Source organism: Rossellomorea sp. NPDC077527, assembly GCF_044542955.1.
GTDB classification, from domain to species: Bacteria; Bacillota; Bacilli; order Bacillales; family Bacillaceae_B; genus Rossellomorea; species Rossellomorea aquimaris_E.
This window is the reverse complement of the sequence record NZ_JBITVL010000001.1, coordinates 1-20,076: the sequence shown is the minus strand read 5'-3', so window position 1 is coordinate 20,076 and position 20,076 is coordinate 1. Positions and strand designations below refer to the sequence as shown.

Annotated in this window: 20 protein-coding genes, 1 rRNA gene and 1 riboswitch; of the genes, 2 read left to right on the top strand and 19 right to left on the bottom strand. The window is 45.6% G+C overall.

The window, feature by feature from the left end; all coding sequences use genetic code 11:
• Positions 1–103 precede the first annotated feature (103 nt).
• Genes ACIGG7_RS00105 through ACIGG7_RS00095 form a run of 3 tightly spaced genes read right to left on the bottom strand, consistent with a single transcriptional unit; the run spans position 104 to position 3,232 of the window.
• Positions 104–403 (bottom strand): YerC/YecD family TrpR-related protein, encoded by a 300-nt coding sequence (locus ACIGG7_RS00105; protein ID WP_224941839.1) that lies wholly within the window; start codon positions 401–403, stop codon positions 104–106.
• A gap of 20 nt (positions 404–423) precedes the next feature.
• Complete coding sequence (locus ACIGG7_RS00100) at positions 424–1,458, bottom strand: DUF3048 domain-containing protein (protein WP_483880679.1); 1,035 nt, start codon at positions 1,456–1,458, stop codon at positions 424–426.
• A gap of 34 nt (positions 1,459–1,492) precedes the next feature.
• Positions 1,493–3,232, bottom strand: coding sequence for an adenine deaminase C-terminal domain-containing protein (locus tag ACIGG7_RS00095; RefSeq protein ID WP_397548318.1), 1,740 nt, complete (start codon positions 3,230–3,232; stop codon positions 1,493–1,495).
• Between the two features lie 125 nt (positions 3,233–3,357).
• Between ACIGG7_RS00095 and ACIGG7_RS00090 the strand changes: the two genes are divergently transcribed.
• Entirely contained in the window at positions 3,358–3,819 is a 462-nt protein-coding gene (locus tag ACIGG7_RS00090; protein ID WP_397548317.1) for a YgaP family membrane protein, read from the top strand.
• Positions 3,820–4,003: 184 nt separating this feature from the next.
• On the top strand, positions 4,004–4,093 hold the full coding sequence (locus ACIGG7_RS00085; RefSeq protein ID WP_330994755.1) for an EYxxD motif small membrane protein: 90 nt from the start codon (positions 4,004–4,006) through the stop codon (positions 4,091–4,093).
• Here the strand turns inward: ACIGG7_RS00085 and purD are convergent.
• From purD to rrf, 16 genes are all read right to left on the bottom strand, one after another.
• Complete coding sequence (gene purD / locus ACIGG7_RS00080) at positions 4,071–5,345, bottom strand: phosphoribosylamine--glycine ligase (protein ID WP_397548316.1); 1,275 nt, start codon at positions 5,343–5,345, stop codon at positions 4,071–4,073. The genes ACIGG7_RS00085 and purD overlap by 23 nt on opposite strands.
• 240 nt (positions 5,346–5,585) lie before the next feature.
• A complete protein-coding gene (gene purH / locus ACIGG7_RS00075) occupies positions 5,586–7,121 on the bottom strand; it encodes a bifunctional phosphoribosylaminoimidazolecarboxamide formyltransferase/IMP cyclohydrolase (protein WP_397548315.1) in 1,536 nt (511 codons plus the stop codon).
• A 410-nt stretch (positions 7,122–7,531) separates the two neighbouring features.
• Entirely contained in the window at positions 7,532–8,107 is a 576-nt protein-coding gene (gene purN / locus ACIGG7_RS00070; RefSeq protein WP_224941834.1) for a phosphoribosylglycinamide formyltransferase, read from the bottom strand.
• Positions 8,108–8,144: 37 nt separating this feature from the next.
• Positions 8,145–9,173: a phosphoribosylformylglycinamidine cyclo-ligase gene (gene purM, locus ACIGG7_RS00065; protein WP_397549065.1), complete on the bottom strand. Its 1,029-nt coding sequence runs from the start codon at positions 9,171–9,173 to the stop codon at positions 8,145–8,147.
• 11 nt (positions 9,174–9,184) lie between these two features.
• Positions 9,185–10,606, bottom strand: coding sequence for an amidophosphoribosyltransferase (purF, locus tag ACIGG7_RS00060; protein ID WP_224941833.1), 1,422 nt, complete (start codon positions 10,604–10,606; stop codon positions 9,185–9,187).
• Positions 10,582–12,816, bottom strand: a complete 2,235-nt coding sequence (purL, locus tag ACIGG7_RS00055) for a phosphoribosylformylglycinamidine synthase subunit PurL (RefSeq protein ID WP_397548314.1) — start codon at positions 12,814–12,816, stop codon at positions 10,582–10,584. Before purL ends, purF begins: the two co-directional genes overlap by 25 nt.
• Complete coding sequence (gene purQ, locus ACIGG7_RS00050) at positions 12,800–13,486, bottom strand: phosphoribosylformylglycinamidine synthase subunit PurQ (RefSeq protein ID WP_397548313.1); 687 nt, start codon at positions 13,484–13,486, stop codon at positions 12,800–12,802. The genes purL and purQ overlap by 17 nt, the downstream gene beginning before the upstream one ends.
• A complete protein-coding gene (purS, locus tag ACIGG7_RS00045) occupies positions 13,483–13,737 on the bottom strand; it encodes a phosphoribosylformylglycinamidine synthase subunit PurS (RefSeq protein ID WP_034760827.1) in 255 nt (84 codons plus the stop codon). The genes purQ and purS overlap by 4 nt, the downstream gene beginning before the upstream one ends.
• Positions 13,725–14,450, bottom strand: coding sequence for a phosphoribosylaminoimidazolesuccinocarboxamide synthase (purC, locus tag ACIGG7_RS00040; RefSeq protein WP_397548312.1), 726 nt, complete (start codon positions 14,448–14,450; stop codon positions 13,725–13,727). The genes purS and purC overlap by 13 nt, the downstream gene beginning before the upstream one ends.
• A 109-nt stretch (positions 14,451–14,559) precedes the next feature.
• Positions 14,560–15,855, bottom strand: coding sequence for an adenylosuccinate lyase (gene purB / locus ACIGG7_RS00035; protein WP_397548311.1), 1,296 nt, complete (start codon positions 15,853–15,855; stop codon positions 14,560–14,562).
• Positions 15,852–17,012: a 5-(carboxyamino)imidazole ribonucleotide synthase gene (gene purK, locus ACIGG7_RS00030; RefSeq protein WP_397549064.1), complete on the bottom strand. Its 1,161-nt coding sequence runs from the start codon at positions 17,010–17,012 to the stop codon at positions 15,852–15,854. Before purK ends, purB begins: the two co-directional genes overlap by 4 nt.
• Complete coding sequence (gene purE, locus ACIGG7_RS00025) at positions 16,999–17,478, bottom strand: 5-(carboxyamino)imidazole ribonucleotide mutase (RefSeq protein ID WP_397548310.1); 480 nt, start codon at positions 17,476–17,478, stop codon at positions 16,999–17,001. Before purE ends, purK begins: the two co-directional genes overlap by 14 nt.
• 160 nt (positions 17,479–17,638) lie before the next feature.
• Positions 17,639–17,740: riboswitch (purine riboswitch) on the bottom strand.
• An 87-nt stretch (positions 17,741–17,827) separates the two neighbouring features.
• Positions 17,828–18,028, bottom strand: coding sequence for an NETI motif-containing protein (locus tag ACIGG7_RS00020; RefSeq protein ID WP_224941826.1), 201 nt, complete (start codon positions 18,026–18,028; stop codon positions 17,828–17,830).
• A complete protein-coding gene (locus ACIGG7_RS00015) occupies positions 18,025–18,555 on the bottom strand; it encodes a DUF2179 domain-containing protein (protein WP_263628219.1) in 531 nt (176 codons plus the stop codon). The genes ACIGG7_RS00020 and ACIGG7_RS00015 overlap by 4 nt, the downstream gene beginning before the upstream one ends.
• Before the next feature lie 258 nt (positions 18,556–18,813).
• Positions 18,814–19,464, bottom strand: a complete 651-nt coding sequence (locus tag ACIGG7_RS00010; RefSeq protein ID WP_224941824.1) for a peroxiredoxin-like family protein — start codon at positions 19,462–19,464, stop codon at positions 18,814–18,816.
• A gap of 518 nt (positions 19,465–19,982) precedes the next feature.
• A 5S ribosomal RNA gene (rrf, locus tag ACIGG7_RS00005) occupies positions 19,983–20,076 on the bottom strand; the annotation flags it as partial.

Here is a 20,076-nt window from a genome sequence, read left to right as displayed (position 1 = left end):
TTTTTGGACAGGTTGACTTATGACCTCGAGGGGCTAGCCGCCGGAGCTGGATGACACCCGGACAAAAAACAAAGACCGCTCGTCATCGACAGCGGTCCTTCCATTATTTCTCTTCCTGATGTACACGATCCAACACTAACTGATACGCATCATTTCCGTAATTCAAGCAGCGTTTCACACGGGAAATCGTTGCGGTACTTGCACCTGTTTCCGTTTCAATCTTATGATAGGTCTTGCCATCCTGAAGCATACGTGCGACTTCAAGACGTTGAGCAAGAGATTGAATTTCATTGATGGTGCAAAGGTCATCAAAGAAACGATAGCATTCTTCAAGATTCTGCAGGGAAAGAACAGCATTGAATAACTGATCCAGCTCCTTGCCTCTTAGTTTATTTATTTGCATTCAAAAGACTCCTTTTCCTTCTATTCTTGATAAGATACCGAACCGGTCAACCCCGGAGAACTTGGAATGACGTTGATCCATGTCGATCCTTTTCGCAGGCTTACAGGTTTATCATTTTCAAAAGGAAGAATTCTGCCGTCGACGTTCTCCCAGTGAACTTTACGAAGCTTACCATCTTGAATTAAATAAGCATTCCCGCCTGATTCGAGGTCTATATCACGCCTTCCTGCGTCATCGACAATCTGATGTGAAGCTTCTACGATGAATAGGTTTTCGACCAGAACGGGATCTTTCGAGTCATAATCGATGGTTTGTTCTCCATTTGAATAGCGCTCGTATCGGCCTTCTTTTTCGTTGTAGTCATACACAACATTAAACAGGGGATTTTGATTGTATGAAATCATCACGGAATTTGCGGCTTCTCCCTTTATCTTTCCCTTATCACTGAAATTCAGTGCCTTAGGCGGGCGATTCATATCGAAACCATTCTTATCCGCACCCTCTTTGATATGCTCGTAGGTGATATAGGAATTATGAGGAGCTTTACGGAAGCTTGCCCGCTTAAATAGTGTCCCGTCATATTGGATCCCATTCAAATCATCGATAAAACCATTCATCAGCATTTCTTTCGCCTCAGGGCTGTATCCATGAGCCACATACAAACTATCATATCCTTTTGCAAGTTCTATATAGTAATCTCTTGCACTTCGTACAGGACCGACTTCTTTCGGCATCCGGCTTTGGAATATGGCAAGGAAACGAGTGATATCCCCCTCTGCCAATACTTCATAAACGATATCCGCTTTGGATAAGCCTGATTGGGGCCGGGCCTTCGGATGGTTATTCACCATCACAGCCACCGAGCGGGCCGTCGACTCATTCTCTTCTCCCACCCCTGTTAAAGGTGATTGATACATATCTTCCGTTTCTACGCCTGTCTCTTCTTTCACCACTGGAGTTGCGGCTTCTTTATCAGATTCTTTCTTTATCTCTTTATCTGAACTACATGCGACAAGTGTCAACGAGCTTAACGCAATAATCAAAGCTCTTTTCAGCATGTTTTTTTACACCCCTATACACTTTACTATTTTAACGCATTATTGTTGGAAAGAGTACCGTTTTCTTCATTACATCATAGATTCCTTTTTGTGTCATCCGGATATATGGAAGATGAGTGGACTGAAGAAACAGTAATGTATAGATCGGATCCGCGAAGCGATAGCCTCTTTCTTTTAATAATCCTTTTAGTATTTTTTCTTCTTCAATCAGCTCCGGCATTTCTTTCTGAGAAAGCAGTCCGCTTAGTGGAAGGGGGATTTCGTGCAGGATTTCACCATTCTCTGCAAGGACGATCCCTCCCCCGATTTCTTTCATCCTGTCGAAGGCTGCAATCATATCAGACTTTCTTTTTCCAATCAGGATAATGTCCCCTGTATTGGAGTAAGACGACGCAAACCCCATGACCCCCTTCGAGAAGCCTTTGATCATGGTGCTGATTCTCCACTTGCCATTCCGGTCGAGCAGCATGAGGAATGATTGATCATGGTCAGTCTCAAGAAAGTCTTCTGATGGATTGATGGAAATGGAGTAAGGCTTGGTAATGACATCATTCACCATTTCAATACCAAACGGCATGGAGAATTGAAGGTCGTCATACCCAACCTCCCAGTCGAGTTGTAGAGGGGTAAATCCACTTTCTCCCCATTTAATTTCTGTGTAATCCTCCATCTGTTCGCCGTTTTTACGAACCCAGACTCCCTTTGACAGGACCGAAACTGGAGTCGGATCATCCTTTGCAGAAAGGAAGTTGATATTGGCAACCCTGCCTGTAGCAATCATCCCATGGAGGTGAGTGATATTGTAATAATTGGCAACGTTGTAACTTGCCATATGATACGCTTCAATGGGCGGGATGCCTTTATCCAACGCCATTTTGATCATGAAATCCAGTACGCCTTTTTCGTAGAAACCAGGCGTGGATCCATCTGTTGTAAATAGCAAGGAATCGTAGGAATCGATGCCTTGTTCTTTTAACCCGTCTAACAGAACCGGTAAATCCGGCCGGATGGATGAATGGCGCAGGGTGACGGTCAGCCCTTGAATGAGACGCTTGTACACGTCTTCTCCGGTCATCGATTCATGATCTCCATCTATTCCTAATAAGCCAAGCTTAGCGATCGTTTTATCAGAGGCTCCCGGTAGATGCCCCTCCACGATTTTCCCCATCCTTTTGGCTTCCTGCATCCAGTGAAGGATCAGGTCATCTCCTTCGAGCAGTCGCGGCCATGCGGTCAATTCACCGCCTTGAAGGACAGAGTCATGTTCGAGCCAAGATTTCACTTCCCCATTTGAGAAAGTGACCTCTTCATTCATCATTTCAGTCTGTGAATCAAATCGAGTCCACCAGTACATCGTCACTGGCATATTGTTAAATTCCCTCAATAAAGTAAACGCTTTCTTTTTTTTCAATTGTAAAAACATCATCAGGTTATCATTTACGAATGTCGTTGTACCGGTTTGGGATGCATACTTGGAAAAAGATTGGGGATTATAAAGCTGAAACGGATGTACATGCGGTTCAATATATCCTGGAACGAGGTACTGTGAGTCACAGTCCACGATTTCACACTTCTCAAGGTTTTCAGGGAGTTGATCACCGGTATAGACAATCCGGTCACCGTAAACCCAAATATGTCCCTGCACCCATTTCTTTAACGTCGAGTGAAGGTAGGTTGCATTCTTCAAAAGAAGACTGGGAGACAATTCTCCATTCAGTACTTGTACATGTTCTCGCAGTTGTTTGTTCTTCCATCTGTAGCGCTGGTCCAAAGTGAACACTCCTCTAGTGGAATGGTATTAGTGTAAGTTTCATTTTATGTTAACATATTTTACTATTTAACGCATTAAAGGTTTACAACAATTATGTGAATTTACGATTAGGGAGGAATGTACAAATGAAAGTATCATCGAACATTGGGATCATCAATGCCCTTATCCGCATCACCATTGGATTTACCATCCTTGCCTGGAGTACTTCCAAGCTTGCAAGACGTCCATGGAGAGACTCCTATCTCGTGATGGCGGTCATCGGTGCCATGAAAGTGGGAGAAGGGATATTGCGTTACTGCCCTGTCACTGCCCTGTTTGAAAAAGGGGGAGACGGCGGAAATGAAAACGGCGGCTTCGGTGGATTTAAAGCGAAGGATATGATGAACTTCAAAGACATGCTGAAGTCCGGTAAATCCGATCATGACAATCACAACCATCAATCAAAAAGCGAACACCAACCAGAACCGCTCAACAACACCAAAAAAGAATCCAACTTTAACCCTGAAGAACTCACCAACCAAGAAGTCCAAGAGGCGTTGAACGGCGGCAAGGGAATCGGCGATAAAGGGACGGACCTTCATTCTTAGTTATTTGAAAATGATGTCTTTCTTCGAAATGCAGTAACGGCGGGCTTTCCCTTGAATTAAATCGAGCAAAATGGCAGATTGCCGAGGTCCGTCCCTCAAAAGGACTTTCCTCGGCAACTTTGCATCTATATTGATAAATTGATAAAAGGAGTTGTTTGTATTGTTTTGGGAATATTTAACGGATATGTCGTATGTTCTGTTTTCGTTGATTGGCGGCATCGTCGCCATTGCGTATGTGTATGTTCGAAAATCTAGGAAGAGACGTGTTCGATAGCTTTGAGCCCGATATCTCTCCTGTAGAACAAGCCTTTCCAGTCTACTTTGCCTAATTGACGGTAAACGTCTGTTTGCGCTTTTTCAACCGTGGAGGCAGTGGAAGCGACCAATAATACTCTTCCCCCATTTGAAACAAGGGTATCTTCCTCACTGATTTCCGTTCCTGCATGGTATACCAAGGTTCCATGATCAAGCGAACCTTCAATGTCAGGGATTTGGATCCCTTTTTCATAGGTGCCAGGATACCCCTCGGCTGCGAGTACAACCCCAACAACCGCTTCATCCGACCATTCCAATTGAACAGGCTTGCCCTCGATGATATCCTTCACCACGAGACCAAAGTCAGAAGTCAATCGCGGCAGGACTACCTGTGTTTCCGGGTCTCCGAATCGGGCATTGAATTCGATGACCTTTGGACCCTCTTTTGTCAGCATCAGCCCAGCATATAGAATGCCGGTAAATGAACGATTCTCTTTCACCATTGCTTGTGCTGTCGGGTGGAGAACCGTAGAAATCGCTTCTTGCACGACTTCATCCGTAATATGCGGAACCGGGGAATAAGCACCCATCCCACCTGTGTTCGGACCTTGATCCCCATCAAAGGCACGCTTATGATCCTGGGCGATCACCATGGGATAGACCGACTCACCATTCACAAATGCCATGAGTGAGAACTCTTCTCCAAACAAGCATTCTTCCACAACCACTTTCGAGGAGGCATCCCCGAATTTCTCATCAAGAAGCATGTCTTCCAAAGCGCTGATGGCTTCCTGCTCCGTTTCAGCCACCACAACACCCTTTCCGGCTGCCAGACCATCTGCCTTCACTACGATCGGTGCACCGACTTCCTTCACATATTCGATTGCTTTCTCTACGCTTGTGAACACTTCATAGGAAGCAGTGGGGATGTTATATTTCTTCATTAACTCTTTAGAAAATGATTTACTTCCTTCGATGATGGCCGCTTCTTTCGTCGGTCCGAATATGTGCAGGCCTTCCTCCTTGAAACGGTTGACGATCCCATCCAATAATGGGTTTTCGGGACCTACAAACGTAAACGCAATATCCTCTTGTTTGGCAAAATCAATGAGATCACTCACGTCAGTTTCAGTGTATGGAAGATTTGTCGCTACGCCTGCGATACCTGCATTCCCGGGTGCGCAGAACACTTCTGTCACACTTTCACTTTCCGCTAATTTCTTGCATATGGCATGTTCGCGACCACCGCGGCCGATCACTAATACTTTCATCTTAAGATAGCCCCCTTTTAAGAAAACCTCTCCTTTAGTGTTGTAGATGAGGAGAGGTTGGTATGTGGAAAAATTTCTTGAGCTGTATTTATGGGCTCGGTACTGGAAAGAGAAGTGGAGGTCCGTCCCTCCTTTCTCTTTCCTTGAATCAACTTAGCCCTTAATAAATCCTTTACCTTCAATGTCTTTACCGTTTTTCATGTTTGAATAACAGTCAAAACTTGAGGTCCGTCCCTCCAATTAATGTTTGAAGTGGCGGATGCCGGTCATGACCATGGTGATGCCGTATTGGTCTGCTTTTTTGATGGAGTCTTCGTCACGGATGGAGCCTCCCGGTTGGATGATGGCGGTGATGCCAGCTTTAGCAGCCGCTTCTACGGTGTCGTCCATCGGGAAGAAGGCATCGGATGCCATGGCCGCTCCATTGGCTTTCGAACCTGCCTGCTCAAGAGCAATGTTTGCCGCACCGACGCGGTTCATCTGTCCTGCACCGACTCCGATTGTCATATGCGCATCTGTCACAACGATTGCGTTGGATTTCACATGCTTCACAACTTTCCATCCGAGTTTCATAGCGTCCCATTCGGCTTCTGTCGGTTCACGCTTCGTCACGACTCTCAGGTCTGCATCGTCAAGGGTGAACGTGTCATCCGCTTGAACAAGCAATCCGCCTTCAACCGTCGTTAACTTACGTTCGATCTTATTTGTAGGTTCAAATGGAACCGTCATTAAACGAATATTCTTCTTGGCTGAAAGAATCTCAAATGCTTCATCACTGAAAGCTGGAGCGATGACGATCTCCAGGAAGATTTCATGAAGCTGCTTCGCTGTGTCTTCATCTACGATGCGGTTCAACGCAACGATTCCACCGAAGATGGATGTAGAATCCGCTTCATACGCTTTCGAGAACGCTTCATGAATGGTTGAGCCAACGCCGACTCCACATGGGTTCATATGTTTCACTGCAACAGCTGCAGGTTCCGTGAACTCTTTAACGATTTGAAGAGCCGCATTGGCATCATTGATGTTATTGTATGAAAGCTCTTTCCCGTGAAGCTGCCTTGCCATGGCCACTGAGAATTCAGAGCCAAGGGGCGCGCGATAGAAAGAGGCCTGCTGATGAGGATTTTCCCCGTAACGGAGTGTTTGCTTTAATTCATACGTTCTTGTAAAACGTTCAGGGTTTTCTTCACCAGAAATGTCTGTCATGTATTCAGCAATGAAGGCATCGTAAGCTGCCGTATGGCGGAACACTTTGGCCGCTAATTTACGACGTTTTTCCAATGTTGGTTCGCCGTGAAGCTTCAATTCGGCTAGAACCCCATCGTAATCCAATGCGTCGACTACAACTGTCACGTATTGATGATTTTTTGCAGCTGCACGCAGCATCGTCGGACCGCCGATATCGATGTTCTCAATGGCTTCTTCAACGCCGACATTCGGCTTAGCGATCGTTTGCTGGAACGGGTAAAGGTTGACACATACAAGGTCGATCCCTTCAATTCCCTGCTCCTCTAGCTGAACGCGATGACTTTCTTCGCCGCGCTTTGCAAGCAATCCACCGTGGATATTAGGGTGAAGGGTCTTAACGCGTCCTTCCAGGATTTCCGGAAAACCCGTCACTTCTTCTACTCCCATAACTTCAACGTCATTTTCTAAAAGAAGTTTTTTCGTTCCACCAGTCGAAATGATTTCATACCCTAGTGTCTTTAATTCTTTCGCAAATTCGATGACTCCGCTTTTATCTGAAACACTGATCAATGCTCTCTTTTTCAATGTCTGATCCTCCTCTGCCTGTTGTGCTGATTTTATTTTATTATGTCGTTTAATTGGAGATGGATTTGAGGATTGTATACTATAATGGTGCGTGGGTGGTCGTTTTATTGAAAATTCATCAGTTTGTAGGTGGTTTATGTGTTGGTTTGGTGATTGGTGTGACGTTTGGGAGTGGACTTGTGCCACTTTGAGGAAAACTTGTGCCACTTTCGACCGAACTTGTTCCACTTTGAGGGGAACTCGTGCCACTTTCACCAAAACTTGTGCCGCTACACCAAATCGCAACCCTGCTACACTCCAAGCCATACCGCATCTCCATTCATACACCGCTCAAAATCCAAGGTCCGTCCCCCATCACTTTATCACACTACCAAGATAAAGCAACCATCAACCAACCTCTCCCACCGGGTTTAGTGACCGCTGGTGAGAAAGAGGTGGTTCAGGGTGGTTGGGTATAGGTGATGTTCGACGTGTTGTATTTTGTCCTGGAGTGACTGTCTGGTTTCACCTGTTGTGACACGGACAATTTCCTGTGCGATGATCTCACCTGTGTCCATGCCTGCGTCTACGAAGTGAACCGTGACACCGGTGATTTTCACCCCTCCGTCAATGGCTTGTCCGATTGCGTCCTTCCCTGGAAAAGAAGGAAGGAGTGACGGATGGATATTCACGATCCTTCCACCGAAGCTTTCGAGAAGGGTTGGACCGATCAGCCTCATATACCCTGCTAACACAATAAAATCAACACCTAAATGAGCCAGCTCATTTAGGATTTCCTGTTCAAATGCCTGCTTGTTCTCATAGTCCTTTGCCCGAAAGACGAAAGTAGAGATTCCTGCAGTGTGGGCACGGTGAATGACAAACGCGCCCGGCTGGTCACATACAAGAAGTTTGATATTCGCTTTCAGTGTTCCGCTTTGGACGGCATCTACCAATGCTTGAAAATTACTTCCGCTTCCTGATGCAAAAATGGCAACCTGTCTCATGACTCGCCCCCGTTATTGACATGCTCATCCTTCATTCTCAACGAACAAAGCTTACTCCTGTTCCTTTTGAAACGCGTCCAATCATAAAGGCATCTTCTCCCTGTTCATTGAAGAATCGAAGAATGTCTTCTGCTTCCGCTTCATCTACAGCTAGCACAAATCCAATCCCCATATTGAAAATGTTATACATTTCGCTGCGTGGAATGTATCCGTACTGCTCAAGGGCAGTGAAAATGGCTGGAATTTCCCAGCTACCTTCCGTTATCTCTGCCTGCAATCCCTCTGGAAGCATCCGCGGGATATTTTCAATAAAGCCACCGCCAGTGATATGGGACATTCCGTTGATGGAGAATTGTTTAAGTGCCGCTAACACCGGTTTCACATAAATCTTTGTCGGTGTAAGAAGGGCTTCCTTTAGTGTGGTCCCGACTTCAGGTAAAGATTCTTCCAAAGAAAACGACTGATCTTCGAAGAATACTTTTCTCACTAAAGAGTATCCATTACTGTGTATACCACTGGACCCCAGTCCGACTAACACATTTCCTTCAGAAATTTTTTCGCCTGTGATGATCTCTTTTTTTTCACAGGCGCCAACAGCGAACCCGGCAATGTCATATTCTTCATCAGAATACATACCAGGCATCTCGGCGGTTTCGCCACCGATCAGCGCGCAGCCCGCTGTTTCACATCCGTCCGCAATTCCTTTTACAATACCTTCTATCTTCTCCGGGAGTGCTTTCCCGGTCGCTATATAATCTAAGAAATACAGTGGTTCCGCACCTTGAACGACAATGTCATTCACGCACATGGCCACACAATCGATCCCGATTGTATCGTGTTTGTCTGCCATGAAGGCAAGCTTCAGCTTCGTTCCGACTCCGTCTGTACCCGAGACGAGAACTGGTTCCTTTAAATTCAAGGAGGATAGGTCGAACATTCCACCAAAGCTGCCGAGCTGACCTAGAACGCCTTCGCGTGCCGTTCGTTTCACGTGCTTTTTGATCCGGTCGACGGATTCGTATCCTGCTTCTATATCTACTCCTGCCTGACGATACGCATTTGCCATCATGATTCCCCCTATTTCACTAACTCTTTTTCATGTGGATGAAGTGTATCCGGGTAGATTTCCGTTGGATACTTTCCTGTAAAGCAAGCCATGCATTGGCCGCGGTTTTCCGATGAATCATCCCGGCCGATGGCTTTGATCACACCGTCTGTGCTCAAGAATGTCAATGAGTCCGCTCCGATGATCTGGCGCATTTCTTCCACTGAGTTGGAAGAGGCGATCAGCTCTTCATGAGTCGATGTATCGATGCCGTAGAAGCAAGGGTTCTTGATCGGCGGTGAACTGATGCACACATGCACTTCCTTGGCTCCCGCTTCCTTCAGCATGGTCACGATCCGTTTCGACGTTGTTCCACGAACAATGGAATCGTCCACCATGACGACGCGTTTCCCTTCTACAACGCCTCTGACAGGCGAAAGCTTCATCTTCACACCCTGCTCACGTAAAGATTGAGAAGGCTGAATGAACGTGCGGCCAACATAACGATTCTTGATCAGACCCATTTCATATGGGATGCCTGATGCTTCCGCATAACCGATGGCGCTCGAAATGCTCGAATCCGGCACACCTGTGACAACATCCGCTTCGATCGGTGCTTCATACGCCAATTCCATCCCCATCCGTTTTCTAGCAGAATGGACGTTGATGCCTTGTATATTGCTGTCCGGTCTTGAGAAGTATACGTATTCCATCGTACACATCGCATTACCGCCTGAAAAACTAAACCGTTCTGAGGTCAATCCCTCATCATTGATGATCACAAGCTCCCCTGGCTCGATATCCCTTACAAATTCAGCCCCTACGATATCAAAGGCACATGTTTCTGACGCCACGCAGTAAGCATCCCCAAGCTTACCAAGAGATAATGGACGAAGACCGTGTGGATCAAGCGCCACCATCATCTCTGTTTCCGTCATGACGACAAATGCATAGGCACCCTTCAACATGGTCAGCGCGTTTTTCACGCGGTCCTTCAGGTTGAAATAGCCGCTTCGTTTAATCAAATGAGCCAATACTTCTGTATCTGAACTTGTTTGAAAAATACTCCCCTGTCCTTCAAGCTGATGCTTCAAGGCGTTCGCATTAACCAGATTCCCGTTATGGGCAAGCGCAAGACTTCCGCTTTGGGAATTGAAGAGAAGAGGCTGAACATTTTCGTAGCCTCCACCTCCAGCCGTCGCATAGCGCACGTGACCGATGGCCGAATCCCCTTCAAGCTTCTCGATCGTGCCTTCCTGGAACACTTCCGTTACGAGGCCTTCCCCTTTTAAGCAACGTAACGTATCACCGTCAGACACGACGATACCTGTTCCCTCTTGTCCTCTATGCTGCAGACTATGAAGTCCGTAATACGTAATTTGCGCGGCATTCGGATGTCCCCAGATCCCGAATACGCCACATTCTTCGTTTAAGCCTTTGATTTCAGCAGGCATGGGATCGCTCCTTTCCAAGCTGACTCCAATTCTTCTACAGATGCCTGTAAAATGACATCTCCATTTTCTGATGACACCTTAATTGCTCCAAGATCGGTGACGTTACCAATGACTTTCGCTTCTGGTACCAGTTTCTCAAATTCATTCTTGTGTTCCGGCTTCACCGATACGATGAATCTCGATTGTGTTTCACTGAAAAGGTCTGCCACATTGTTTTCTCCTGAAATTTCAACGTTTGCTCCCAATCCTTTTGTTCCAAAAGTCGATTCCGCAAGAGCAACGGCGAAACCACCTTCAGCGATATCGTGGGCAGATGCCACAAGACCTTTTTGAATCGCTTCTAACAGCTGCATTTGACGGCGAAGCTCGGTTTTTAAATCAATCTTCGGTGCCTGACCGAAGATTTTTCCTTCTGTCAGCTTTTGAAGCTCACTTCCTCCGAACTCTTCATGTGTCTCACCGATCACATAAATCGAATCCCCAGCTTCCTTGAAACTTTGAGTCGTAATATGATCGACGTCCTCAATCAGTCCGACCATCCCGACTACAGGTGTTGGATAAACCGCTGTCCCCATTGATTCGTTATATAAGGAAACATTTCCACCGATAACCGGAGTCGAAAGCTCACGGCATGCTTCACTCATTCCTTCAACGGACTTCTCGATTTGCCAGAAGATTTCAGGTTTCTCCGGATTTCCGAAGTTCAAGCAGTCGGTGATCGCTAGTGGGATCGCTCCTGAACATACGATGTTACGAGCTGCCTCTGCTACAGCAATCTTTCCTCCGACTTCGGGATCCAGGTACAAGTAACGTGAATTACAATCCGTTGTCATGGCAAGAGCTTTTCTCGTACCACGTACACGTACAACCGCGGCATCAGAACCTGGGCTCACAACCGTGCTCGTTCTTACTTGATGGTCATATTGATCGTATACCCATTCTTTACTCGCAATCGTTGGCTGCTGCAAGAGCGCCTTGAGCGTTTCTTTATAATCGGCTACTGCTGGCGCCGCTGTTTCCATTGCTTGAAACTCTTTATAATAAGCCGCTTCTTGAGAAGGCTTGTGATAAACAGGTGCCTCTTCAGCAAGGGCATCGACCGGCACATCTGCCACGACTTCACCTTGGTGAAGAAGACGAAGGCGTTTATCGTCTGTTACCTTTCCAATTGAAACTGCTTCTAAATCATATTTTGAAAAAAGATCCACGATTTCTTGTTCACGGCCTTTTTCCACGACGATCAGCATGCGTTCCTGTGACTCTGACAACATCATTTCATACGCCGTCATGCCTCTTTCACGCTGTGGTACAAGATCCAGATCCATTTCGATTCCGGATCCCGCTTTACTCGCCATTTCCGCTGATGAGCTTGTCAGACCAGCCGCTCCCATATCTTGAATCCCGACAAGAGCATCGTTCTGAACAAGCTCCAGACACGCTTCAAGTAGTAATTTTTCCATAAATGGATCTCCCACTTGAACAGCAGGGCGCTTCTCTTCCGATCCTTCATTTAATTCCTCGGATGCGAAAGTGGCTCCGTGAATGCCGTCACGACCTGTTTTCGCCCCAACGTACATGACGGTATTGCCGACACCGTGTGCCTGACCTTTTTTAATATCCTTATGGTCGATCAACCCGACACACATGGCGTTTACAAGGGGATTTCCTTCGTAAGAAGCATCAAATTGAACTTCCCCGCCGACCGTTGGGATCCCTATACAGTTTCCGTATCCTGCAATGCCAGCTACGACTTCTTTAAATAGATACTGAACACGAGGAGAATCCAACTCTCCAAAGCGTAAAGAGTTGAGGAGTGCAATAGGTCTTGCCCCCATCGAGAATACGTCTCGTATAATACCTCCGACACCCGTTGCCGCTCCTTGATAAGGCTCGATGGCTGACGGATGATTGTGACTCTCGATTTTGAACACCACTGCTTGATCATCGCCAATATCAACAATCCCAGCTCCTTCTCCAGGTCCTTGAAGAACCCGTTCACCTGTGGTCGGGAATTTCATCAATACAGGCTTCGAATTTTTATAGCTGCAATGCTCTGACCACATAACAGAGAAAAGACCGGTCTCTGTGTAGTTCGGTGTTCTTCCGAGGATGTTTTCCACCATTGAAAATTCTTCGTCTGTTAAACCCATCTCACGATAAAGCTGTTCTTCTTTCACTTGTGTTGAAGTTGGTTCAAGCATTAACGACATGTTTTTCCCTCCAGTGTTTCACAATCGATTGAAATAGTTTCTTCCCGTCTTCACTACCTAGTAAAGTGTCCATGGCGCGTTCCGGATGAGGCATCATCCCAAGGACATTTCCTGCTTGATTGGTGATTCCTGCAATGTTTTCCACGCTTCCGTTCGGATTTTCATCTGTATATGTGAAGACAATTTGATTGTTTTCCTTCAGTGTGATCATGGTCTCTTCATCACAGAAGTAGTTTCCTTCACCGTGTGCGATTGGAATTTGGATCACATCATTTTTCTCATAACCATTTGTAAACATCGTTTCATTATTTTCAACAGTTAACGGTACTGTTTTACAGATGAATTTCAGGCTTTCATTCCGGCGCATAGCCCCTGGCAATAACCCTGTTTCCAATAAAACCTGAAATCCGTTGCATACACCAAGAACCGGCTTCCCTTGCTCTGCCGCTTTCACGACCTCTTTCATCACGTTCGAGAAACGGGCAATCGCTCCTGAACGAAGGTAATCCCCGTACGAGAATCCCCCTGGTAATAGAATGGCATCATAGTTTTCCAGATTATCAGCATCGTGCCAAACGTAATCCACTTCTTCACCGATTTCATCCTTGATCGCATGGTACATATCGATGTCACAGTTAGAGCCTGGGAATACAATTACTGCAAACTTCATTGAGCGACACTCTCCTCGATTTCATATCGGTAATCCTCGATGACAGGGTTGGCAAGTAATCGATGACACATCTCTTCAACCGTCGCTTCCACGTTTTCAACAGATGATGGAAGAGTCAACTCCATATACTTCCCTACGCGCACATCTTCAACACTTTTGAATTCCATTGAATGCAGCGCCTGTTTCACAACACTTCCTTGAGGATCTAATACACTTTCTCTTAATGTGATATAAACCTTTACTTTGTACATAGTTTGTTTCCTCCTAAGCGTTCTAAAATGATTGAGTATACTTCTGTTAAACTTCCAATATCTCTTCTGAAAACATCTTTATCAAGCTTTTGATTCGTTTCGGCGTCCCACAGACGGCACGTGTCGGGTGAGATTTCATCCCCTAATAGAATCGTTCCATTACGATCTTTCCCAAACTCCAATTTGAAATCGACAAGCGTGACTCCCGCTTCTTTGAAAATTCCTTGAAGGACTTCATTCACACCGAGTGCCATCTCTCTGATCTCGGCACGTTCTTCCCGAGTAGCGATCTCCAGAAAATCAATATGATCATCCGTGATCAGTGGATCTCCAAGATCATCGTCTTTAAAGTAAAACTCGATGATCGGCTTTTGAAGGGGTGTCCCCTCTTCTTTTCCAAGCCGTTTTGACAGACTTCCTGCAATCACATTCCGAACCACGACTTCAAGTGGAATGATCCTTACACGTTTGACCAGCTGCTCATCCTCTGAAATCTGTTTAATAAAGTGACTCTGTATCCCTTTTTCAGCAAGCTTTGAAAATAGCAAGCTCGAAATCTTATTATTTAAAACCCCTTTGCCGTCGATATCCGCTTTCTTCTCCCCATTGAAAGCAGTGGCAGAATTCTTATACTGAATCCAAACGACGTCCTCATCGTTCGTTTTGAAAATTTGTTTCGCTTTTCCTTCATATAAAAGCGTACCTTTTTCCACGTGAAATCCCCCTTGTTCCTTGAAAATTGCCAATCTTCAGTCTATATTTTCATAAAAAAAGGAAGGGATTCCGTTAAAAACCCCTGCCTTATTCATTTGTCAGAAGGACTTATACCAAGCCGCAACGTTCAAAGATTGTATCCACATGTTTTAAGTGATAGTTGTAATCGAAGCAGTCATCAATATCAGAAGGTGAAAGCTTTGATGTGATGGTTGCATCCTCTTCAATAAGAGAACGGAACGCCACTTGCTTCTCCCACGCTTCCATCGCTTTCGGCTGCACCGTATCGTATGCCTCTTCACGGGTCATCCCTTTATCGATAAGGGCCAGAAGGACACGTTGCGAGTAGATCAAACCAAGTGTGCGATCCATATTGCGCTGCATATTCTCAGGGAAAACCGTCAAGTTCTTGATGATATTTCCGAATCGGTTCAGCATGTAATTAAGGGCGATCGTCGCATCCGGCAGGATCACACGTTCTGCTGATGAGTGAGAGATGTCACGCTCATGCCATAGTGGCACGTTCTCATACGCTGTCAGCATGTACCCTCTGATCACTCGTGCCATTCCAGTCATGTTTTCAGAACCGATCGGGTTACGCTTATGAGGCATCGCTGATGATCCTTTTTGACCTTTTGCGAAGAATTCTTCTACTTCACGCGTCTCACTCTTCTGCAATCCGCGAACCTCAACAGAAAACTTCTCGATAGACGTCGCAATCAGTGCAAGTGTCCCCATGTAGTGAGCATGACGATCACGCTGAAGTGTTTGTGTGGAAACCGGTGCAGGCTTGATACCAAGCTTTTCACACACATAGGCTTCTACGAATGGATCGATATTCGCATACGTTCCAACCGCTCCGGAGATCTTACCGAATTCCACTCCATCAGCAGCTGCTTTAAAGCGATCAACGTTACGCTTCATCTCTTCATACCAAAGTGCAAGCTTCAAACCGAATGTAGTCGGCTCAGCATGAACACCGTGCGTACGTCCCATCATGACCGTATGTTTATGCTCGATCGCCTTGTTCTTTAAGATCTCTACAAAGCGTTCCAAATCTTTTAAAATGATCTCGTTCGCCTGCTTCAGTTGATACGAAAGGGCCGTATCCACAACGTCTGTTGAAGTCAGTCCGTAATGAACCCATTTTCTTTCTTCCCCAAGCGTTTCAGAAACCGCTCTTGTGAAGGCTACTACATCATGACGCGTTTCTTCTTCGATCTCTTTAATGCGATCAACATTGAATCCGGCGTTCTCACGGATTTTCGCAACATCCTCTTTCGGAATGTCCCCGATTTCAGCCCATGCTTCACAAGCAAGGATTTCCACTTCAAGCCAAGCTTGAAAACGATTTTCTTCTGTCCAAATTGCTCCCATTTCAGGGCGTGTATAACGTTCTATCATACCAGTCGTCCTCCGATCTTTTCTTGCACCTTCCAAATCCCTGCTTCACTTATGTTTGATAATGTCTCTTCGACATCATTCGTCAATAGCGTGACATGCCCCATCTTCCGTTTCGGCTTTGGTACATCTTTGCCGTACAGGTGGATAAACCAGTCAGGGTGTTTTGGAACAGCCTTCATAATAGGTTCGATATGCTCTCCTAATAGATTAACCATCACAGCGTCCTTTAATAAGGTCGGTTGGACAAGCGGCCAGTTGCATACCGCTTTGACGTGCTGGGCGAATTGAGAAAAGTCGCACGCTTCGATCGAGTAGTGACCTGAATTATGAGGCCTTGGAGCCAGTTCATTGATGTAGATGTCTCCGTCTGCTGTCAGGAACATTTCAATCGCAAGCGTCCCGACAAGGTCAAGTGTCTCACTGATTCTCTTCGCCATCTCGATCGCCTTACACGCTGTTTCTTCACTCACCCTGGCCGGCGCGATTGTTTCATGCAGGATATTATCAACATGAATATTTTCCACTACCGGAAAGTTCGTCTGCTGTCCATCGGGATTTCGCGTCATGATCACGGATAGCTCTTTCTCAAAAGGAATCCATTTCTCCAGCACGCATGGACCGTTCTCCAATAATGCAGCAGCTTCCTCAATCTGGCCTGCTTCACGGATCACATATTGTCCCTTCCCGTCATAACCGCCTCTTGCTGTCTTTAATACCACTGGATAGCCAAGCTTTTCTATATTATCATAGATGTCCTTCTGTTGTTTAATCACAGCATAAGGAGCCACTTCCACCCCTGCCAACGTAAGGGCTTCCTTTTCCATGATGCGGTCCTGTGTAATACGGATTAATTCAGCACCCTGTGGCAAATAAGCTCGCTCTGATAGCCATTTCAGCGCTTCATAGTCGATATTCTCGAATTCGTATGTAATCACGTCGCACTCTTCAGCCAGTCTGTACAGAGCATCATACTGATCGAAGCCCGCCGTGATCACAAGATCTGCCACCTGTGCACATGGTGAGTCAGGCGAAGGATCTAATACAGCCACCCGAAAGCCTCTTGCTTTCGCGTCCAGTGCCATCATCCTGCCAAGCTGTCCGCCGCCGATAATCCCGATCATCTGTCCTGGTAGTATCGTCTTCTTATTCAAGGTCATCACTGCTTTCCATCACTTTTTCCCGTAGCGCTTCCCGTCTAGTTTCCAGTGTATTGGCCAACTTTTTATCTTCAATTGAAAGGATCTGAGCAGCAAGCAGTCCTGCATTGGTAGCCCCCGCTTTTCCAATCGCCACCGTCGCCACCGGAACTCCCCCAGGCATCTGCACGATCGAAAGCAGTGAATCCAATCCATTCAGTGCCTTAGACTGTACCGGAACCCCGATCACAGGCAGTGTTGTCTTTGCAGCCACCATTCCAGGCAAGTGAGCAGCACCTCCTGCACCTGCAATGATTACCTTTACTCCACGATTCCTTGCATCTTCTGCAAACTTAAACATATAATCAGGTGTCCTGTGAGCCGATACCACCTGTTTCTCAAACGGAATCTCAAGCTCCTCCAATACCTCACACGCATGCTTCATTGTCTCCCAGTCCGATGTACTTCCCATGATTACTGATATCATAATGGTGACAGGCACCTCCCGTAGTTTACCGAACCCCGCTAACAAAAAATACCCAGATCAACTGTTCTCTACTTTACTTGAGAGAAAGCAATTGATCTGGGTATTTTACAGAGTATGGTCCTCTTGATCAGGGTAAGGTCCACACCATGAGATCTGCATCCAGACATCTACTTTCCCTCATAGTCCGACCATTTACGGTAGTCAGGTAGAGACTCATGGGCCATATTCCCATTATTATATGAGGGTATTCGGTTTATTTGTCTCCATCATAACGTGATATGAAGACCCTGTCAACGAATAATCGAACGATAATAAAAGTCTGAAAATTAATGTTCGGATTTGAAGCGCTTTACTCCTCAATCCTCTTTCCTTCAAAGACAATTGTCTGTCTAATAGGGACATACTCCGTTTTGTTTCCTTCTTTCTGTTCCTCAAATACGGGCTTCTCCATGCGCCTGACAGGCATATACCCCATATCCTTCATACGATCCAGGCAATCTGCAATCGTCTCATTCTCCTGCACTTCGAATAATAATTTCTTTTTACTCATTCTTTTAATTTTCCTTTACGTATATTTCGGACCGTCTTCACCCAGAACCCTCCGTGAATCGCTTTCGGTTCATAGGCAATGATGAACGCCTTCGGATCAAGCTCCTTAATTGTATCATACAGCTTCATCTCATACTTTCGCGGAGTCAGGATCTGCAGGGCCATCCGGTTCCCTTCAAGGCCATTCGCCTCCCAGTTCGTCACCCCGTATCCACGGGAACGAAGCTCATTCGGGAGCGCTTTATCATACTCCTTCGTAATCACATTCACCGTGATATACCCAAGAGCCAGCTTCTCCTCGATCTTCATCCCGACAATCACACCAAGACCATAACCGACCGCATACGCAATCAAATTCTGGATCTCATTCAGATTGTCCAGTACCAGCCCAAGACCTACCACATAAATGACAACCTCAAACGTACTCACAAACGCTGCAAAATATCGATAACCCTTCAATGTCAGGATCATTCTTATCGTAAAAAATGATACATACACGATATTAATCAATAAAATAATGATGACCATCATCACACTGTTCTCTAACACCTGGATGCTCCTCTCTTCACTACTACCTGTAGTATGCTCAAATTAAGTTCCTATTTTACTAGAAAAAATCGAGAATATGAACCACTTCAGGAAGAATTATAAGTGAATATTAGATGACAATTTCTAGAAAATAAAGAGTTTTACTTATTGTCTTTCCTATTTTGGAAGGGTTAAAACAAAAAAAGCTTTATGGCCGCTTATTAAAAGCAGCCATAAAGCCGTCTTGCGTTTCAAAACTTAAAGAGTTTTTAACTTCTCAACCACTTCAGAAGGTTCTACACGATCTTTGTAATCGGCTTTCGTGTATTCGTATGCGATCGTTCCATCCTGCTGGATGATATACGTCGCTGAAACAGGAAGCGTCCAGGAATCACTGTCGTTCGCTTTCTCAAGATCGAGCCCCTTTTCCTTGTAGATGTCTACAAGGTACGGAGGCAGTTTGTACACAAGCTTATAGTCATCTGCCACTTTATTTCCTTCATCACTCAGTACAAAATAATCGAGCTCATTTTTCTCTTTAGTAGAAAGGGAAGCATCAGGAGTCTGTGGACTGACCGCTACAAGCTCGGCGCCAGTGGCTTTAATGTCTTCCATCAGCTGTTGGTAGGTACGCAGCTCCATATTGCAATATGGGCACCATCCGCCGCGGTAGAATGTTAGAATGACTGGGCCATTGCTTAGTAGGTCCTTCAATTGAACCGGCTTGCCCGTAGCATCGGGTAATGAGAAGTTCGGTGCTTTGTCTCCTATGCGGAGACCTTTACCGTCTTCTGAGTTTTCAAGCTCTGTGATGGCTTTTTTCATTTTGTCCTGTGTTTCTTGAGGTGTTTTCTCTTTGAATTTCGCGATGTATTCGTTGTATTGTTCGCGCATGTTGGTGGTTGTCATGAGATAGTCCTCCTTTTAGGGTTTGGGTTTAGTATAAAGGGGTTTGGTTGGAGAGGAAAGGGATGTGCTTGTGGGGATGGTTGATTGGGAGTGGGAGTGGGGTTGGGGTTAGATTGTGGTGGTGGTCAGATTGTAAAGTATTGATCATACTATATTTACTTGAGAGTGATATTGTATAAAATAGTAGATTTCTATTCTGGTTTTTATGAAATGTGACTATTTTTCGTTTATATTTACTACTTATTAGGGCATTTTGGTTAAAACTCTTTAGTGTAGGTAAGAATTTGGTAGGAAGGACATCTATATTGATAGAATTATACGGGTGGGCCGCAAGAATTGCGTCATTTTCGGAGGGAATTGCGTCATAATTTTATTTTTTGCGTCGTTTTCAGTGATATTTGCGTCATTTTTTTGTTTTATGCGTATTTTACCAATTATTACCTAAACACGAAACACCACCTACCCATTCGCATTAATCAAAAAAAGAGTAACTCCAATGAGCTACTCTTTTCCTATCTGCCTGGCGACGTCCTACTCTCACAGGGGGAGATCCCCCAACTACCATCGGCGCTGAAGAGCTTAACTTCCGTGTTCGGCATGGGAACGGGTGTG

Bases quoted from the DNA above. Each gene is read 5' to 3' on its own strand.
- ACIGG7_RS00015 (WP_263628219.1), bottom strand. From the start codon at position 18,555: ATGGTCATCATTATTTTATTGATTAATATCGTGTATGTATCATTTTTT.
- purQ (WP_397548313.1), bottom strand. From the start codon at position 13,486: ATGAAGTTTGCAGTAATTGTATTCCCAGGCTCTAACTGTGACATCGAT.
- purS (WP_034760827.1), bottom strand. From the start codon at position 13,737: ATGTACAAAGTAAAGGTTTATATCACATTAAGAGAAAGTGTATTAGAT.
- ACIGG7_RS00010 (WP_224941824.1), bottom strand. From the start codon at position 19,464: ATGACAACCACCAACATGCGCGAACAATACAACGAATACATCGCGAAA.
- purM (WP_397549065.1), bottom strand. From the start codon at position 9,173: ATGGCAAATGCGTATCGTCAGGCAGGAGTAGATATAGAAGCAGGATAC.
- purN (WP_224941834.1), bottom strand. From the start codon at position 8,107: ATGAGACAGGTTGCCATTTTTGCATCAGGAAGCGGAAGTAATTTTCAA.
- purB (WP_397548311.1), bottom strand. From the start codon at position 15,855: ATGATAGAACGTTATACACGCCCTGAAATGGGAGCAATTTGGACAGAA.
- purD (WP_397548316.1), bottom strand. From the start codon at position 5,345: ATGAAAGTATTAGTGATCGGCCGCGGTGGTCGCGAACATGCCATATGC.
- ACIGG7_RS00020 (WP_224941826.1), bottom strand. From the start codon at position 18,028: ATGAGTAAAAAGAAATTATTATTCGAAGTGCAGGAGAATGAGACGATT.
- ACIGG7_RS00090 (WP_397548317.1), top strand. From the start codon at position 3,358: ATGAAAGTATCATCGAACATTGGGATCATCAATGCCCTTATCCGCATC.
- purE (WP_397548310.1), bottom strand. From the start codon at position 17,478: ATGATATCAGTAATCATGGGAAGTACATCGGACTGGGAGACAATGAAG.
- purF (WP_224941833.1), bottom strand. From the start codon at position 10,606: ATGCCTGCTGAAATCAAAGGCTTAAACGAAGAATGTGGCGTATTCGGG.
- ACIGG7_RS00085 (WP_330994755.1), top strand. From the start codon at position 4,004: ATGTCGTATGTTCTGTTTTCGTTGATTGGCGGCATCGTCGCCATTGCG.
- ACIGG7_RS00105 (WP_224941839.1), bottom strand. From the start codon at position 403: ATGCAAATAAATAAACTAAGAGGCAAGGAGCTGGATCAGTTATTCAAT.
- purL (WP_397548314.1), bottom strand. From the start codon at position 12,816: ATGTCGTTAATGCTTGAACCAACTTCAACACAAGTGAAAGAAGAACAG.
- purK (WP_397549064.1), bottom strand. From the start codon at position 17,012: ATGACCTTGAATAAGAAGACGATACTACCAGGACAGATGATCGGGATT.